The 15,997-nt window shown below is 53.7% G+C and carries 17 protein-coding genes; 3 read left to right on the top strand and 14 right to left on the bottom strand.

Annotated elements, in window-relative coordinates:
- Window positions 1–6: 6 nt before the first annotated feature.
- The 5 genes from IEV89_RS03330 to flgB form a co-directional block, all read right to left on the bottom strand.
- Window positions 7–762, bottom strand: a complete 756-nt coding sequence (locus IEV89_RS03330; RefSeq protein ID WP_188470438.1) for a flagellar basal body rod protein FlgF — start codon at window positions 760–762, stop codon at window positions 7–9.
- Window positions 763–795: 33 nt separating this feature from the next.
- Window positions 796–2,046 carry a flagellar hook protein FlgE gene (gene flgE / locus IEV89_RS03335; protein ID WP_188470440.1) on the bottom strand — a complete coding sequence of 417 codons (1,251 nt, stop codon included), beginning with the start codon at window positions 2,044–2,046 and terminating at the stop codon, window positions 796–798.
- Window positions 2,047–2,149: 103 nt separating this feature from the next.
- The gene (gene flgD, locus IEV89_RS03340) at window positions 2,150–2,833 is read right to left on the bottom strand and encodes a flagellar hook assembly protein FlgD (protein WP_188470442.1); all 684 of its coding nucleotides are present in this window, start codon (window positions 2,831–2,833) and stop codon (window positions 2,150–2,152) included.
- Between the two features lie 11 nt (window positions 2,834–2,844).
- A complete protein-coding gene (gene flgC, locus IEV89_RS03345) occupies window positions 2,845–3,249 on the bottom strand; it encodes a flagellar basal body rod protein FlgC (protein ID WP_188470444.1) in 405 nt (134 codons plus the stop codon).
- A 5-nt stretch (window positions 3,250–3,254) separates the two neighbouring features.
- Window positions 3,255–3,665 (bottom strand): flagellar basal body rod protein FlgB, encoded by a 411-nt coding sequence (gene flgB, locus IEV89_RS03350; RefSeq protein ID WP_188470445.1) that lies wholly within the window; start codon window positions 3,663–3,665, stop codon window positions 3,255–3,257.
- Window positions 3,666–3,843: 178 nt separating this feature from the next.
- Between flgB and flgA the strand changes: the two genes are divergently transcribed.
- The 3 genes from flgA (at window position 3,844) to IEV89_RS03365 (ending at window position 5,530) form a co-directional block, all read left to right on the top strand.
- Window positions 3,844–4,557, top strand: a complete 714-nt coding sequence (gene flgA / locus IEV89_RS03355; protein ID WP_188470447.1) for a flagellar basal body P-ring formation chaperone FlgA — start codon at window positions 3,844–3,846, stop codon at window positions 4,555–4,557.
- 165 nt (window positions 4,558–4,722) lie between these two features.
- Window positions 4,723–5,022: a flagellar biosynthesis anti-sigma factor FlgM gene (gene flgM, locus IEV89_RS03360; protein WP_188470449.1), complete on the top strand. Its 300-nt coding sequence runs from the start codon at window positions 4,723–4,725 to the stop codon at window positions 5,020–5,022.
- 55 nt (window positions 5,023–5,077) lie between these two features.
- Entirely contained in the window at window positions 5,078–5,530 is a 453-nt protein-coding gene (locus tag IEV89_RS03365; protein ID WP_188470451.1) for a flagella synthesis protein FlgN, read from the top strand.
- Between the two features lie 22 nt (window positions 5,531–5,552).
- On the opposite strand, the gene IEV89_RS03370 is transcribed toward IEV89_RS03365, so the two are convergent.
- The 9 genes from IEV89_RS03370 to IEV89_RS03410 form a co-directional block, all read right to left on the bottom strand.
- A complete protein-coding gene (locus tag IEV89_RS03370) occupies window positions 5,553–5,972 on the bottom strand; it encodes a flagellar protein FlhE (RefSeq protein ID WP_188470453.1) in 420 nt (139 codons plus the stop codon).
- Window positions 5,973–5,974: 2 nt separating this feature from the next.
- Complete coding sequence (gene flhA / locus IEV89_RS03375; protein ID WP_188470454.1) at window positions 5,975–8,053, bottom strand: flagellar biosynthesis protein FlhA; 2,079 nt, start codon at window positions 8,051–8,053, stop codon at window positions 5,975–5,977.
- On the bottom strand, window positions 8,046–9,197 hold the full coding sequence (gene flhB / locus IEV89_RS03380) for a flagellar biosynthesis protein FlhB (RefSeq protein ID WP_188470456.1): 1,152 nt from the start codon (window positions 9,195–9,197) through the stop codon (window positions 8,046–8,048). The genes flhA and flhB overlap by 8 nt, the downstream gene beginning before the upstream one ends.
- 179 nt (window positions 9,198–9,376) lie before the next feature.
- Entirely contained in the window at window positions 9,377–10,006 is a 630-nt protein-coding gene (cheZ, locus tag IEV89_RS03385) for a protein phosphatase CheZ (protein ID WP_188471299.1), read from the bottom strand.
- Window positions 10,007–10,044: 38 nt separating this feature from the next.
- Window positions 10,045–10,434 carry a chemotaxis response regulator CheY gene (cheY, locus tag IEV89_RS03390; RefSeq protein WP_188470458.1) on the bottom strand — a complete coding sequence of 130 codons (390 nt, stop codon included), beginning with the start codon at window positions 10,432–10,434 and terminating at the stop codon, window positions 10,045–10,047.
- Window positions 10,435–10,483: 49 nt separating this feature from the next.
- Window positions 10,484–11,533, bottom strand: a complete 1,050-nt coding sequence (locus IEV89_RS03395; protein ID WP_188470460.1) for a protein-glutamate methylesterase/protein-glutamine glutaminase — start codon at window positions 11,531–11,533, stop codon at window positions 10,484–10,486.
- Entirely contained in the window at window positions 11,533–12,405 is an 873-nt protein-coding gene (cheR, locus tag IEV89_RS03400) for a protein-glutamate O-methyltransferase CheR (RefSeq protein ID WP_188470462.1), read from the bottom strand. The genes IEV89_RS03395 and cheR overlap by 1 nt, the downstream gene beginning before the upstream one ends.
- Complete coding sequence (locus IEV89_RS03405; protein ID WP_188470464.1) at window positions 12,405–14,081, bottom strand: methyl-accepting chemotaxis protein; 1,677 nt, start codon at window positions 14,079–14,081, stop codon at window positions 12,405–12,407. Before IEV89_RS03405 ends, cheR begins: the two co-directional genes overlap by 1 nt.
- Before the next feature lie 107 nt (window positions 14,082–14,188).
- Window positions 14,189–15,880: a methyl-accepting chemotaxis protein gene (locus tag IEV89_RS03410; protein WP_188470466.1), complete on the bottom strand. Its 1,692-nt coding sequence runs from the start codon at window positions 15,878–15,880 to the stop codon at window positions 14,189–14,191.
- Window positions 15,881–15,997: the final 117 nt, after the last annotated feature.

Here is a 15,997-nt window from a genome sequence, read left to right on the forward strand (position 1 = left end):
CGGTCATCAGCTCAACGACAGCAGTGCATTGGCGCGTTGCTCGTTTTCATCCACGCTGTGGATGACCTTCATCTGCATTTCGAAACGGCGGGCGTTGGCTATCATGTCAACCATGGTCTCGACAGGTTTGACGTTGCTGCCTTCAAGCGTGCCTGGCATCACGTGGATACTCGGATCAGCTTGCAGGGCATTTCCCCTGGCCTGCGCCGTCGCGGGGGTCAGACGAAACATGCCATCATCACCACGCGCCACTTCGTTACCTGCCGCCTTGACCAATTTCAGCTTACCGAGCTGGCCCATCGTGTTCGGATCCGCCCCCGCTTCGAGCACTGCAATCGTGCCATCAGACGAGATGGTCAACTGCGCATTCGGTGGCACTTCGATCGGGCCGTTATCGCCCATGACCGGATTGCCCTGAATCGTCAGCTGGTTGGTCGGCGACACCTGAATGTCACCGTTACGGGTATAGGCTTCAGAACCGTCAGGCATCTGCACCGCAAGAAAGCCATCCTGCTGCAGCGCCACGTCCAGCGGGCGTCCGGTGTAGTTAAGCTGTCCCGGCGTCATGTCAGCGCCCGGCGTTGAGGCCGTCACCAGTGTACGTGTTTCGAGACTTGGCCCGTTCACCGGCACGGCACGCAGAGCCATCAGTTGTGCGCGGAAACCTGACGTTGAAGCATTCGCCAGATTACTCGCGGTAACTGCCTGCTGGTTGAGCGTCTGGCTGGCGGCGCCCATTGCGGTGTAGATTGCGCGATCCATAGTGCGTTCCTGTTCCGTCTGTCATTGCTACGTTTAACGCAGGTTGACCAGCGTGTTGAGAATGGAGTCCTGCGTTTTGATGGTTTGCGAATTCGCCTGGTAGTTACGCTGGGCGACAATCATGTTGACCAGTTCCTTACTCAAATCGACGTTCGACGCTTCCAGCGCACCACTGGTAATGTTGCCAAACCCCCCCGCACCGGCCACGCCAGTGATCGGCTGACCGGAAGACTGTGAGGAGGACCACACATTGTCGCCTTCGGATTTCAGACCTTCAGGGTTGGAGAAATTGCTCAACACGATCTGGCCCAGCAGTTGGGTTTGCTGGTTGGAGTAAACACCAGATATGGTGCCGTCATCGTTGATCTGATAACCGGTCATCTGACCTGCTGCATAGCCGTCCTGCATCAGCGTACCGATGCTGTTGCTGCCAGTATTCTGCTGAATACTGCCCTGGAAGCTGAGTGCCACCGTTTGTGGCGTGGCTGCACCGTTGGTGGCCGTATCCATTGGCAGCGTCAGTGGGATCGCCGGGTTGCTCACGACGCCAGCCGCATCAGCAGTACTGGTTAAGATACCGCTCGTGCTGAAGTTCAGGCTGCCGATTTTGCCCGCGGCAGAACCCGCGACGCTACTGTCCTGGGCGTAAACATCCCATGAGTTCGCCACCGTGGCCGACTTAACAAAGTACATATTGTTGTCGTGCGCATTACCCAATGAGTCATAGGTCGTAATGGTATTGACGTAGTTATAGCTGGTGGGATCTGAACTATTGAACGTCGCCGTGGTGGGCGTCTTGTCCGTGGAGTTCAGGTTAGCGGCCATGGTGGCCGTAGTTGAGGCTTTGGCGATCATCATAGTGTTGGGAATATTCAACGCCACTGGCTGCGCGCCCTGCGCGATAGTCGGTGGTGTCCCCGTGGCCGGATAACCGGTCAGACTCAGACCCTGCGAGTTCACCAGATTGCGGTTTTCATCGAGGGAGAGTTGGCCGTTACGGGAGTAAAATACCCCGCCGCTGGCGTCGGTCAGGCGGAAGAAGCCGTTACCGCTCAATGCGACATCCAGACCACGGTTCGTGGTGGTGGTGGTGCCGTCACTGAAGTCCTGAGTAATGGCGGCAACTTTGACGCCCATACCGGTTTGTGAACCGGCAAACATATCGGCAAAAGAAGCGGTCGCTGATTTAAAGCCAGACGTGGCGGAGTTGGCAATGTTATTACCAATGACATCCAGGTTTGACGATGCTGCGTTCAGGCCGCTGACTGCTTGGGAAAAGCTCATGGTCTGCTCCGTATTTTATATGTAGTCAAATGCGTTAAGGTTCGGGAAATCATTCGTTCTGCTCTGTGCCCCAGCCCTTCGTAGGCGTGGACACGGAAGGCGATTACAAAATTTGTCTTACATTGGCCAACGTACTGGTGCCGCGCACGCCGAGATCCAGCAGTGCGCCGGAGCTGTCGTTGGTGACGCCATTGACCAGCGCGTAGTTCAGCGTCGTGGCCACCATCTGCTCACCGCCATTGGTCGCGTTGACATTGAAGCTATAGCTGCCATCCGGTGCGGCAGTGCCGTCATCCTGCGTACCGTCCCAGGTATAACTATGAACACCCGCCGTCTGAGCACCCAGGCTGATGGTTTTCACCACTTTGCCAGTCGCGTCGCTGATGGTGACGTTGGCGGTATCCACAGAACGTTCCAGCTCCAGACCGAATGGCGTGGTACTCACCTTGCCATCAGAACTGCCGACCAGAATCGCTTTGCCCTCCACCATCACGCCATGACCAATCAGCGACGTCGCCTGTACAGACTGGTTACTGTTGATCTGGCCGGAAATGCTGCCGAGTGTGGTGTTGAGTTTTTCAATACCGCTGACGGTATTAATCTGCGCCAACTGACTGGTGAGCTGGGCGTTGTCCATCGGATTAGTCGGGTCCTGATTCTTCAACTGCGCCACCAGCAGCGTCAGAAAGCTATTTGACAGATCATCTGCGGTGGAAGTGGTGGTCGACGTACCGGTGGTGGAAATGGTGTTGTCGGCGGTGTCGTTAATCGAGCTTAAAACTGACATAAGACGCTCCGTTATTGACCCAGTGTCAGGGTTTTCATCATCAACGATTTGGTGGTATTCAACACTTCAACGTTGGCCTGATAACTACGGGAAGCCGAGATGGTGTTGACCATTTCGCTGACCACATCCACGTTTGGCATTTCCACGTAACCTTTGGCATCGGCCATCGGGTTGCCGGGCTGATACACCAGGCGCATCGGAGCCGGGTCATCAATCACTTGTGCTACTTTCACCCCACCCGTTTCCTGTCCCGGTGCAGCATTAACCTGAAACACCACTTGCTTCGCGCGATACGGCTTACCGTCCGGGCCGGTAACGCTATCGGCGTTGGCCATGTTACTGGCGCTGACGTTCATGCGTTGCGACTGGGCTGAGAGCGCCGATCCGGCGATATCAAAAATATTGAGCATCGACATACGGGTTATCCTTGAAGTACCGACATCATGCCTTTGACCTGGCCACCAAGGACGGTCAAGTCGGTCTGATATCGCACACTGTTATCGGCGAAATTGGTTCGTTCACGATCCATATCGACCGTGTTTCCATCCATAGACGGCTGATCGGGGATGCGGTACATCAGGTCCAGATCCGGGCCCGTGCGGGTAGAAGCAGGAATATGATGCGCATTGGTCAACGCCAGTGACATTCCGCTGCCGTTGGCACGTCCGGCTTCCATCACTTTTTGTAACTGACTGGCGAAATCGATATCCCGCGCCTGAAATCCTGGGGTATCCGCGTTAGCAATGTTCGCCGACAGTATTTCCTGCCGTTGGGCGCGCAAATTGAGCGCTTCCTGTTGGAACTGTAGTGCGGCGTTCAATTTGTCGAGCATGCGCCCTCCGCAAAATGGGAATTTGGAGCCGACAGCATAAATCTCACGGTCAACAACCTATCGCGGGAATAAGCGCAAAATGCCCCGCTATTTGTCGCATTGGGAAATGGGGACTGCGGGTAGACTTGTCGCCAGAAGTGGAGATCCACAACCTTTGTATTAACGGGCGAGGAGCGAAATGAGCAAGCTGAGGATCGGGAAATGTGGGCGGATACTGGGGCTGTGCCTTGGGTTGGTGCCTGCGCTAACGCTAGCTGCGCCGGTTCAACCGGTTGCCGTGTCATCCAATAGCGATACGATGTTTGCCGGTCAGATTCAGCAGTTTTTCCGCCAACAATATGCCAGCAGCACAATGCAGGTGAAGACCATTGTCACCACCCCGGCGGCCCGCCAGCCACAATGTCTGTCGCCGCAGTTTTCGCTATCACCGAATGCCCGCAGCTGGGGTAATGTGTCCGTTGCCGTTAACTGCAACGGACATAAAAGCTATGTGCAAGCAAAAGTACAGGTCAGCGGCACCTATTGGGTCGCCGCAAGGAATGTCTCCTCCGGTGCCCATCTTAGTGTGGCCGATATGCGACAAAAAAGTGGAAGGCTGGATTTATTGCCGCCACGGGCTATCCTTGATAACCAGCAGGCGCTGAACGCAGTTGCGCTGCGCAATATCAATATTGGACAGCCGCTCACATTATCAATGTTACGACGTCCGTGGATGGTGCGCGCCGGGCAGCAGGTTCAGGTGCAAGCAACAGGCAGTGGTTTCAATGTATCAAGTGCCGGTAAAGCCATGAACAATGCCGCTGCCGCTGAAACCGTCCGGGTCAGAATGCCGTCCGGTCAAATCGTTAACGGTACGGTCAGTGCAGATGGCACGGTGAGCATCGCAATTTAAACCCGATGTCATGTGCATCCCAATAGCACTCACCACCATCGCAATAAAGACTAAAGTTTTTCTGTAAAATGACGATAACTTTGTATCAGCGGCTTATCCAGCGGCATTTTTCGTATGACTAAGCGGGTTATCAGTCAACAGATCCGTCCTATTGGGAGAAATACTATGAGTATCGAACGTACACAGGCGTCACAGGCTATCAGCCCGATCAAACAGCGTGACCCTTCAGACGTTGCCGCCCCAGCGGCTAAAAAAGAGAGTCATGTTGCAACTCCGGCCAGCGGTACTGCGGTGACGTTGAGTGACGCGCAAGCGACGCTGACGAAGTCTAGCTCACAAGATATTAATACTGCCCGTGTGGACGAAGTGAAACAGGCTATCCGCGACGGCAAACTGACGATGGATACCGGCAAAATCGCCGATGCGTTATTGCAAGACACCCAGGACTATCTGAAAAACATCTAGTACGAAGGTGCTGGTGTTGGAAGATACTTAATTTATTGAAAGGTCATGAAGCCCGATGAAGACTTTTATCAAGACCATGAATATGTTGGTTGAAACGTTGCAAGCCTTAGATTTGATTATCAATCATGAGCAGATTCTATTATGTTCTGGGCGTGTCAACGGGGTGGCCTTGCAGCACATCACTGAGCAGAAAAGTTCATTGCTGACCACCGTCGATTATCTTGATAAACAGCGTCGTGAACATGACGTCAGGCTGAAGCAAGCGGCTCCCTACTTAGATCTGCAAAGCATCCATCGGTCAGAAATTGCCGACATGTGGAAAATTGTGGTGCAATTGAGTGAAAAGCTCAGTCATGTTAACCGCCACAACGGCATGCTGCTCGAAAAACAGATCGACTACAACACCCAGGCGATGACGATCCTCAATGCCAGCCAGACGCAAAAATTGTACGGCCCTAATGGACAGACGTCGGTCAGTGGGCAATCCATACGTAAGATCTCAGTCTGATCCCTCCGCACTCGGTTGCTATTCAACGATAATTCACCATTACCTGCTGGCTGACGATGCGCAACGGCGGGTTCAATCTTCCTTTACCTTCGACATAGAATACCAACCGGAAAGGGGCTTGTGCTGACTGGCCGTAAAACGCGCGGGTACTGCCACTTGCGGCATCCAACTGAGCGCAGCGGTTATTGGTATTGCACAATCTGACCTGTAAACCCGCGGGTTGCGGGCCGAACAAACGGTAGTTCCAGCTAACCGATTCAATTGTCGCCGACGGTGTTTGCATGACGGGGGAGCCGGAGGACGGGTTAAGCGCCGGTGCGGAATGCATCACGCCTCTGTTTTGCAAGGTCACGCCCTGCCCACTGTCCGACCAAGAGCCGGAAGCCGCAAAGACCGAGGTTGAACAACAGCCTATCAATAATCCTGCACAAACCTTGTTCATGCTTATTCGCCTCCGATTGTCGCGGTCATGCGAATCTGACGTGTGTCGCTCATTTCCAGATTCGACATCACCGCAATCTGCGGCAGTGAGCGGCGCAGGAAACGTGAGAGCAACGCACGTAATGCGTGATTAACCAGCAGAACCGGTGGCGCACCGTTCATCTCCTGGCGCTGTAATGCGGTCTGAGCCTGGGTCAACAGACGCTCCGCCAGCCCGGGTTCCAGTCCACCGCCACCTTGTAATGCCTGTAATAGCAGGCGCTCAAGCGCGGTATCCAACCCGATGACCTGCACTTCCCCGGTGCCAGGGAACCACTGTTGAGTGATGGCTCGGCCAAGCGCCACGCGCACCACGGAAGTCAGTTCGTTCGGGTCACTCTGATTTGGCGCATGTTCTGCCAGGGTTTCGATGATCGTGCGCATGTCGCGAATCGAGATCTTTTCAGCAAGCAGATTCTGCAACACTTTATGCAGAATAGTCAGCGTCACCACGCCAGGCACGAAGTCTTCGGTCAGCTTCGGCAGCTCTTTGGAGACGCGGTCAAGCAGCTCTTGCGTCTCCTGACGCCCGAACAACTCTTGGGCATGTAAGCTTATTAGATGGTTAAGATGGGTAGCAACCACGGTACTGGCTTCAACCACGGTAAAGCCCTGAATTTGAGCCTGTTCCCGTAATGCCGGTTCAATCCACACGGCGGCCAGACCGAAGGCCGGATCTTGAGTGATATCGCCTGGCAATTCGCCTATTGCGTTGCCAGGGTTAATCGCCATCCAGCGGCCCGGATGCGCTTCACCTGCACCGATTTCCACGCCCTTCATCATAATACGGTAGCCGGCTGGCGGCAGTTCAAGGTTGTCACGAATATGGATCACCGGCGGTAGATAGCCCATCTCCTGCGCGAATTTTTTACGAATACTGCGGATACGCCCCAGCAGTTCGCCATTCTGTGCATAATCCACCATCGGGATCAGACGGTATCCGACTTCCATGCCCAGTGAGTCTTCCAACTGCACATCTGACCAACTGGCCTCGACCAGCTGTTTATTGTCGGTATCGATCGGAGCCGCCACTTGGGCCACGGCCGGTTTTTGTTGCTGACCACGAGTCCACCATGCCAGTCCTAGCAGACCACCGGTGAACAAGAGGAACACGAAATTTGGCATGCCAGGCACCATGCCGAGCAGACCCAGCACGCACGCACTCAACATCATCACGCGCGGATTACGAAACAGCTGGGTAACCATCTGCTCGCCAACGTCTTCATTGGTACCGACGCGGGTAACAATAACACCCGCTGCGGTGGAGATAACCAGCGCTGGGATCTGCGCGACCAGGCCATCACCGATGGTCAACAGGGTATAACTCTCTGCGGCGTGGCCGACACTCATATTGTGTTGGAGTACGCCGACCAGCAAACCGCCGACGACGTTGATGATCATGATCATCAAGCCTGCAATGGCGTCACCGCGCACAAATTTACTGGCACCATCCATCGAACCGTAAAAGTCAGCTTCCTGGGTCACTTCAGAACGGCGTTGCTTCGCGTCTTCTTCGCCAATCAGCCCGGCGTTAAGATCCGCGTCGATTGCCATTTGTTTACCTGGCATCCCGTCGAGGACAAAACGCGCGCCCACTTCAGCAATACGACCGGCACCCTTGGTGATAACCATGAAATTGATCAGCACCAGTATGATAAACACCACAATACCGATGGCGAAATTGCCGCCAACCAGGAAGTGGCCAAAGGCTTCAACCACTCGCCCGGCAGCCGCTGAACCGGTATGGCCTTCCATCAGAATGATACGGGTCGAGGCAACGTTGAGTGACAGGCGCAACAAGGTGGAGAAGAGCAGAATCGTCGGAAACGCGGCAAATTCAAGGGTACGCTGAGTGAACATCGCCACCAACAACACCATAATCGACAGCGCAATGTTGAAGGTAAACAGCAGGTCGAGGAGAAACGGCGGTAACGGCAGCACCATCATCGACAAGATGATCAGAATCAGGATCGGCCCCGCCAGCACCTGCCACTGTGTGTCTTTAAAACTTGGTAAGCGCAACAGCGCAGCCAGATTACCCATTTATTTCTATCTCTCCAGCAAAGTCCAGTGCTTCAGGCACGGGTAAATGTTCAGGTTTCTTCGGAGCCAATCCGCCTTCACGCTTCCAGCGCTTCAACTGATAAACCCACGCCAACACTTCTGCCACCGCGGCATAAAGCGCAGTGGGGATCTGTTGGCCAATGTCACTATGACGATAAAGCGCACGAGCCAGAGGCGGGGCCTCCAGCATCGGAATTTTGTGTTCTGCACCCAGTGCTTTAATGCGCAGGGCAACCTCTCCCGCCCCTTTTGCCAGTACTTTGGGTGCACTCATTTTATTTTCGCTGTACTGCAGCGCTACCGCATAGTGGGTCGGGTTAGTAACAATAACGTCTGCTTTTGGTACATCGGCCATCATGCGGCGTCTGGCCATAGCGCGTTGTTGCTGACGGATGCGCCCTTTAACATGCGGATCCCCCTCCTGACTTTTGAATTCGTCGCGGATATCCTGCTTACTCATGCGCAGTTTCTTAATGTGCGTCCAGATCTGCCAGAAGACATCGAAGGCGACCATCGGCGTCAACCCCAGCACAATCATCATCCCGCAAAATGCAATCATGCTCAGTGCTTCGCCCAGCGCCGGAATAGTCGGCTGGGCGATCAGCCGCATCATTTCAGGCCAGTGATGCCATAGATATAAACTGCATATCCAGCCGACAATGGTGGCCTTCAGAATGGCTTTCAACAATTCGGCCAGTACCTGTCCGGAGAACATCCGCTTGAGCCCGGCAATGGGGTCCATGCGACTGAATTTCGGCGCGAAGGATTTACCGCTGAAGTTCAGCCCGCCTAGCAGTAAAGGCGCCGCCAGCGCGACCAGGATCAACCCGCCGACCACCGGAAGTAACGCCCACACAGCGCGCTCCAATAGCGCGGCGATTTGTTGCAACATTTGGCGGTCATTATTGATGATGTCGTGGTCGAAGTTTAACCCTTGGGCAATCATCGCTGCCAACTGGCGGGACATCGATTCACCGGACATCCACAGCAACGACAAACCCGCGCCCAGCATCAGCATAGACGTCAGTTCGCGCGAACGCGGAATCTGCCCCTCTTCTCGTGCTTTTTCAAGCTTATGGGATGTGGGGGCTTCGCTTTTTTCGACATCGCTTTCTTCAGCCACCGGCGGGTTCCTGTCTGCTCTGCGGGCATAATTTCACGCATAGCATGACAAAGCTGGTGAAGAGTCATGGATGGAACAAAGGGGATAAATGGGGGTTATTCATGTGATGAGGGAATGGTGGGTAAACCACTTTCTCCGTTTACCCAAAGTGGGCAAACGGAGAAAGTAAGCAAAATGGACTAAAAACCCAATGAATCCAATAAATCATCAACCTGTTCTTGTGAAGCGACGACGCCTACCCCTTCAGCCTTAAGCTGCGGACCATTGAGCAAACCGTCATTTTCACCCTTGCTCTTGGTTTTCTGTTCAGGAATATTTTCCATCAGTACCATAAGCAGTTGGTTTTCAATCTCCTGCACTACGGTCATCATGCGTTTGATGACTTGGCCGGTCAGATCCTGGAAATCCTGCGCCATCATGATTTCAAGCAACTGTGCGTTAGTGAAGCTGGTATGTTCCGGCACTTCTTTCAGATAACTACGGGTATCAGACACCAGTTCGCGGGCGTCCGACAGTTCAATCGGGTTTTCGAACCATTGATCCCAACGCGCATCGAGCTTTTTGGCGCCCGATTCCAGTGTGTTCTGGCGCGGCTGGGCGGCTTCAACACAGTTCAGGGCACGTTCAGCCGCCTGAGCGGTCATGGTGACGACATAGTCCAGACGATCTCGGGCATCAGGAATCGCTTCCGCCGCCTGCGCGATAGCCTGATCCAACCCCAACTCGCGCATACTGTCGCGCAACATGCGCGTCAGTTGCCCAATGCGAGCAATAATATCGCCAGCGGTTGCCGCATCATTTGCGGGCATCGTGATTCCTGCAGGATTTTCGTTATTCATCTCTACTCCTACATGCCTAATTTTTCGAAAATTTTGCCGAGTTTCTCTTCCAGAGTTGCAGCAGTAAATGGCTTCACAACATAGCCGCTGGCCCCGGCCTGCGCTGCCGCCACGATATTCTCCTTCTTCGCTTCAGCGGTCACCATCAGCACAGGCAATTTAGCCAGCGTCGCGTCGCCACGAATCGTTTTCAGCAGGTCAAGACCGTCCATGTTGGGCATGTTCCAGTCAGATACCACGAAGTCAAACGCACCGGCACGCAGTTTGTTCAGCGCGTCAACGCCATCTTCTGCTTCTTCCACATTTTGAAAACCCAGCTCTTTAAGCAGGTTACGCACGATGCGACGCATGGTAGAAAAGTCATCTACAACTAAAAAACGCAGGTTTGGATCGGCCATTTTTTTGCTCCTAAAATTCTGTTTCGTTCAGCCCTATACGGTCTGAAAATTAAATACGTAACGCCTGTCCGGCTGATATTTGTGCCAGCATGCGCTGGCTGACTTGGCTGAGATCCACCACTTCATTGACCCCACCAGCGGCAATTGCCTCACGTGGCATCCCAAAAACCACGCAACTGGCTTCGTTCTGCGCCAGGGTGTAAGCCCCTGCACTATGCATCTCCAGCATGCCGGCTGCGCCGTCATTGCCCATACCCGTCAGGATCACCCCGACGGCATTGCGTCCGGCGAACTTCGCCACCGAACGGAATAACACGTCAACCGACGGACGATGGCGATTGACCGCCGGACCGTCGTTCAACTTAACCTGATAATTAGCACCGCTGCGGGCCAGCTCCATATGCCGGTCACCCGGCGCAATATACGCATGACCCGGTAATACACGCTCACCGTCTTCGGCTTCTTTCACGGTGATCTGACACAGTTTGTTCAGACGCTCAGCAAAAGAACGGGTAAACCCCGGTGGCATATGCTGGGTGATCATCAGTGCCGGGCAGGTCGGTGGCAGCGGCTGCAGCACGTGGCGAATGGCCTCTGTACCGCCGGTCGACGAGCCAATCGCGATGAGCTTCTCACTGCTGAGCAACGGCGCACAGCTGAGCATGCGAGGCTGATCCAGATTGACACTCTTGTTCAGCCGCGCTTTCGATGCCGTGCGGATTTTGTCAGCAATCAGTTCGCTGTAAGCCAACATGCCTTCACGAATGCCCAATTGCGGTTTGGTGACAAAATCAATGGCTCCCAGCTCCAGCGCCCGCAGCGTGATCTCAGACCCCTTGCCGGTCAGTGATGACACCATCACGACAGGCATCGGGCGCAATCGCATCAGTTTTTCAAGGAAATCCAAACCATCCATGCGCGGCATTTCGACATCCAGCGTGAGAACCTGCGGGTTGAATTTCTTGATCAAATCGCGGGCCACCAGCGGATCCGGTGCCGTAGCGACCATTTCCATATCGGGATGACTGTTAATAATCTCTGTCATCAACTGGCGCATTAGCGCCGAGTCATCGACACTCAATACTCTGATTTTATTCATTACCTCTCCTTGGCGAGGCCGTAAACTGTCTGGCCACGCAAATAAAACTCCCGGCTTATCTGGCTAAAGTTTTCGGAATGTCCCGCAAACATGAGGCCGCCAGGTTTAAGTAACGGGACAAATCGGCGTAAAATTGCTTCCTGCGTTTCTTTATCAAAATAGATCATTACGTTACGGCAAAAAATAGCATCAAAAGGTCCGTTAAGCTGCCACTGACTCGCCAGCAGATTGAGCTGCTGAAAAGCGACCATTTGCGCCAGTTCCGGACGAACACGCACCAGACCACTGTGTGGCCCCGTACCTTTGAAGAAGAATTTCTGCATCTGTTGCGCGCTCAGCGTGCGCAACTCTTCCTGTCGGTATACCCCGGCGATCGCCTTTTCCAGTACCTGCGTATCGATGTCGCTGGCCTGAATCTTGCACGTAGACATGCGCGGCCCAAGGGCTTCGCTCAGCGTCATCGCGATGGAGTAGGGCTCTTCCCCGGTAGAGGCCGCCGTGCTCCATACGCTATAGTTATTCGGTCGTGAACGGGCATGTTCGGCCAGGATCGGAAAGTGATGTGCCTCGCGAAAAAAGGCCGTCAGATTGGTGGTCAGCGAATTAATAAACGCCTGCCATTCCGCACTGTTGATATCGCTTTCTAGCATGGCCAGATACTGACCGAAGTCATTAATTCCTAATAGTCGTAAACGACGCACCAGGCGGTTATAAACCATTTCTCTTTTGTGGACGGCCAACACGATACCGGCGCGCTGATAAATCAGTTCACTGATGCGGCGGAAATGAGCATCCGACAGCGGTAAACGTTGGGCCATCTGCGCCATAATCGACGCGTTGTCCAGAACCTGATTTGTATTAGGATTAGGCATCAAAAGTTTTCCCAGCTACCCGGTTCTTGGCCTGGAGGTAAGGCTTTTACGGGCGAAGATGACGCGGTGGATACCTGACGCGATGTAATTTGCGCAATATTGGGTCCGCTTGAAGCCGGATATTTACTGTCTACTGCCAGCCGGAATACCGACACCGTATCAGCAAGATGTTCTGACTGCTGTTCTAGTGTGTGCGTCGCCGCTGCTGCTTCCTGTACCAAGGCGGCATTCTGTTGCGTCACCTGATCCATTTGCGTCACCGCGAGCGATACCTGCTCAATGCCTTTGCTCTGTTCGTCAGAGGCGGAAGCGATTTCCCCCATGATGTCAGTCACGCGCGTGACCGCACGCACAATGTCATCCATGGTGTTACCGGCCGACTCCACCAGCGCTGAGCCTTGTGTCACACGGCTGACTGACTCATCAATCAACGCTTTGATCTCTTTGGCGGCTTGCGCACTGCGCTGTGCCAGACTGCGCACTTCACCCGCCACGACCGCAAAACCACGCCCCTGTTCACCCGCGCGAGCGGCTTCTACCGCGGCATTGAGCGCCAGGATATTGGTCTGAAACGCGATGCCATCGATAACGCTGGTGATCACGCTGATTTTCTTTGAGCTACCGGCAATATCACTCATCGTTTTCACCACATTACCGGTCAGTTCGCCGCCCTTCCCTGCCGTATTGGAGGCGTCGCGCGCCAACTGGGTAGCCTGACGGGCATTTTCGGCGTTCTGTTTCACCGTGGCGGTCAGTTGCTCCATGCTGGCGGCGGTCTCTTCCAACGAAGAGGCCTGTTGCTCGGTACGGGCAGAGAGATCCTGGTTACCGGCAGAAATCGCCTTCAACCCACTGAACATCGTTTCCGCACCGTGCCGTACCGTACGAACGGTGTTAGCCAGTGATACCTGCATTTGCTGCAAGCTGGCGAGCATCATTCTTATTTCGTAACGCCCTTCTACGGTTATAGGAATCGAGATATCACCCGCGCCGATGCGGTCAAAATGATTTCTCATCTGGTCCAACGGACGGAACAGAATACGGCGGGTAACGACCAGCGCCACGAAGGTCATCACCAACAACAGGAGCACCACGATGACGGCACTGATCACCGAGTGCTGGTAAGAGGCGATGGTTTGATCTTTTGCCTGGTTAAAACGGCCGCCGACATAAGTCACGTAGTCGGAGACATCTTTTTGAAACTGGTCCTGATATTTTTGCGTCGGGCTATCAAGGAACCCCTGCATATCGCCTTTCGAAAGCAAATCATTGAGCAATTGCAACATGTCATGCAGTTGCTGATAACTGGCCTGATTGACCTTGGTCAGTTCAACAGCACGCTCCGTTCTGCGCGGCAGGGCCAAAAATGTCTTATAAGATTGTTCGGCATTTTTTAGGCTGTCGTGGGCATCGCTTATCAGTCCGGTGACACTCTCCTGCGGTTGCTTGAGCGCCAGACGCGTGGCGGCTCGGTTGAGTGTATTGCGCGTTTGCAACATCGACGACCAGCTCTGGCTTAACGCGTCACGCTGCTCGGAGGTGTTGGCTATCTGTTCAAAATTGGATTTATCCGTATGTGCGGACATCAGTGACAGACCGCTGCTGGCAAGTTGCATAACAAAGAACACGAGTAACAATAAAAACAAGCAAGTGGACACACGGATATTCTTAAACATGGGTAAACCTCTATTGGCATCAGCCTTGACTGGCACTTTTTTATCACTTTTCTTAATCAACCCTGGGTGCAGGCCGCAAAAAAGGCCGGCCTGCGAAATAGGGTGACTTAGAAGGTTTCCCAATTTTCAGCCAAATTCTCTGCTGAACCGCCGTTACCGGCTTTTGAACCTGACAGGTTCGGCGTCAATAAGGCTAATTTGCTGGTCGGTAATGCGCTATTACGCCCGACCTGGTTCTTATTTTGAGCCAAGGTGAACACCGCGACTGACTGCGTCAGTAAGCTGGCTTGTTCTTCCAGAGCCGCTGAAGCCGATGCAGATTCTTCCACCAGCGAGGCGTTCTGCTGGGTGACGCGGTCCATTTCAGTGATGGCCTGTGCGACCTGTTCAATTCCACGGCTCTGCTCGTCGGACGCGGAGGTAATTTCCCCCATAATATCGGTTACGCGGGTTACTGCGCTGACCATGTCACCCATGGTTTCGCCTGCGCTTTCAGCCAAAACAGAACCGGTATTGATACGGCTGACTGAATCGTCGATCAGACCTTTGATCTCTTTGGCGGCCTGAGCACTACGCTGCGCCAGACTGCGGACTTCACCAGCGACCACGGCAAATCCACGTCCCTGCTCACCGGCGCGTGCTGCTTCAACCGCAGCGTTCAGTGCCAGAATATTGGTCTGGAAAGCGATACCGTCGATAACACTGGTAATGTCGGTGATTTTTTTCGAGCTGGCGGCGATTTCATTCATGGTTTGCACCACATTAGAGACCACTTTGCCGCCCTTTTGCGCGGTTTCTGATGCGCTCAGTGCCAACTGGCTAGCCTGACGAGCATTTTCAGCATTCTGTTTCACCGTCGCGGTCAACTGTTCCATACTGGCGGCGGTCTCTTCCAAAGCAGAAGCCTGCTGTTCAGTTCGTGATGAGAGATCGGTATTACCGGCAGAGATTTCGCTTGCGCCACTGTAAATCGCATCTGCGCCATGACGCACACCAGAAACGGTGCGAATGAGTTCGTCCTGCATATCACGAAGACTGTCGGCCAACTGGCCAATTTCGTTACGGCTGGTGACCGTGATCGCCTGCGTCAGGTCACCCCGGGCAATATGCCGGATGTTCTCAACCAGCGTAAGCAATGGATGGACCAGAATGCGTTGCACACCAAACCACGCAAGCGCGATGAACAGAATCAGCACCGCCAGAATCACACCCAACACCCACACTGCATGGTTGAAGGAGTTTTCGCTGGCGTGAACCGCGCCGTTGTACAGGCGGTCATTCTGATCAATGTAGGTGACGAAGGCTTTTTCAAAGTCATTCTGATATTGCTGAGTGGGTTGTTCGAAGAAGTCATTAATACGACCGATACCGATCAGCTCAGTCAGTTCACTCAGCGCGCCATTTAGCACTTGATATTTTTTATTCACTTCTACCGCATACGCTGGGTTCTGGCTGGCATCAGCCGGTATTTTCAGGTAATTGGCGTAATGTTCGGCAGCAATGGCGAGATCTTTTTGCGCTGTTTCTGTCAGTTCTTTTACCGTCGCACCACTGCCCATCTGGTTGGCATCAAGCATGAAACGGATGCCCGCGCGGTTCAGGGTGTTACGGGTTTTCAGCAGATATACCCAGCTGGCGTTCAGCTCAGCCTGTTGCAATCGAATCTGTTGAGAAGTGGCGAAGTTGTCTTTATCGGTTTTTAGCGACTGGAAGAACAGTCCGCCAGAAATCAACTGTAAGGCACCGAATACCACCAGTAAGATCACGATAGCCGTGACCACTTTAATACGGTTAAACATGTTGTCCCTTTTTCAATGTGATTCATCTAAAAGGGTTATCGGCAGGGAAAGTGAGAACTTCATACCGGTTTTGTAAAAGCGTGGGGAAATTTTGTTTTAGTTTTCGTAAATCGGGCA

Source organism: Hafnia psychrotolerans (assembly GCF_014639435.1).
In the GTDB taxonomy this organism is placed as follows: domain Bacteria; phylum Pseudomonadota; class Gammaproteobacteria; order Enterobacterales; family Enterobacteriaceae; genus Ewingella; species Ewingella psychrotolerans.

Excerpts from the sequence above, each read along its gene's own strand:
- IEV89_RS03330 (WP_188470438.1), bottom strand. The coding sequence starts at position 762 with ATGGATCGCGCAATCTACACCGCAATGGGCGCCGCCAGCCAGACGCTC.
- flgE (WP_188470440.1), bottom strand. The coding sequence starts at position 2,046 with ATGAGCTTTTCCCAAGCAGTCAGCGGCCTGAACGCAGCATCGTCAAAC.
- flgD (WP_188470442.1), bottom strand. The coding sequence starts at position 2,833 with ATGTCAGTTTTAAGCTCGATTAACGACACCGCCGACAACACCATTTCC.
- flgC (WP_188470444.1), bottom strand. The coding sequence starts at position 3,249 with ATGTCGATGCTCAATATTTTTGATATCGCCGGATCGGCGCTCTCAGCC.
- flgB (WP_188470445.1), bottom strand. The coding sequence starts at position 3,665 with ATGCTCGACAAATTGAACGCCGCACTACAGTTCCAACAGGAAGCGCTC.
- flgA (WP_188470447.1), top strand. The coding sequence starts at position 3,844 with ATGAGCAAGCTGAGGATCGGGAAATGTGGGCGGATACTGGGGCTGTGC.
- flgM (WP_188470449.1), top strand. The coding sequence starts at position 4,723 with ATGAGTATCGAACGTACACAGGCGTCACAGGCTATCAGCCCGATCAAA.
- IEV89_RS03365 (WP_188470451.1), top strand. The coding sequence starts at position 5,078 with ATGAAGACTTTTATCAAGACCATGAATATGTTGGTTGAAACGTTGCAA.
- IEV89_RS03370 (WP_188470453.1), bottom strand. The coding sequence starts at position 5,972 with ATGAACAAGGTTTGTGCAGGATTATTGATAGGCTGTTGTTCAACCTCG.
- flhA (WP_188470454.1), bottom strand. The coding sequence starts at position 8,053 with ATGGGTAATCTGGCTGCGCTGTTGCGCTTACCAAGTTTTAAAGACACA.
- cheZ (WP_188471299.1), bottom strand. The coding sequence starts at position 10,006 with ATGCCCGCAAATGATGCGGCAACCGCTGGCGATATTATTGCTCGCATT.
- cheY (WP_188470458.1), bottom strand. The coding sequence starts at position 10,434 with ATGGCCGATCCAAACCTGCGTTTTTTAGTTGTAGATGACTTTTCTACC.
- IEV89_RS03395 (WP_188470460.1), bottom strand. The coding sequence starts at position 11,533 with ATGAATAAAATCAGAGTATTGAGTGTCGATGACTCGGCGCTAATGCGC.
- cheR (WP_188470462.1), bottom strand. The coding sequence starts at position 12,405 with ATGCCTAATCCTAATACAAATCAGGTTCTGGACAACGCGTCGATTATG.
- IEV89_RS03405 (WP_188470464.1), bottom strand. The coding sequence starts at position 14,081 with ATGTTTAAGAATATCCGTGTGTCCACTTGCTTGTTTTTATTGTTACTC.
- IEV89_RS03410 (WP_188470466.1), bottom strand. The coding sequence starts at position 15,880 with ATGTTTAACCGTATTAAAGTGGTCACGGCTATCGTGATCTTACTGGTG.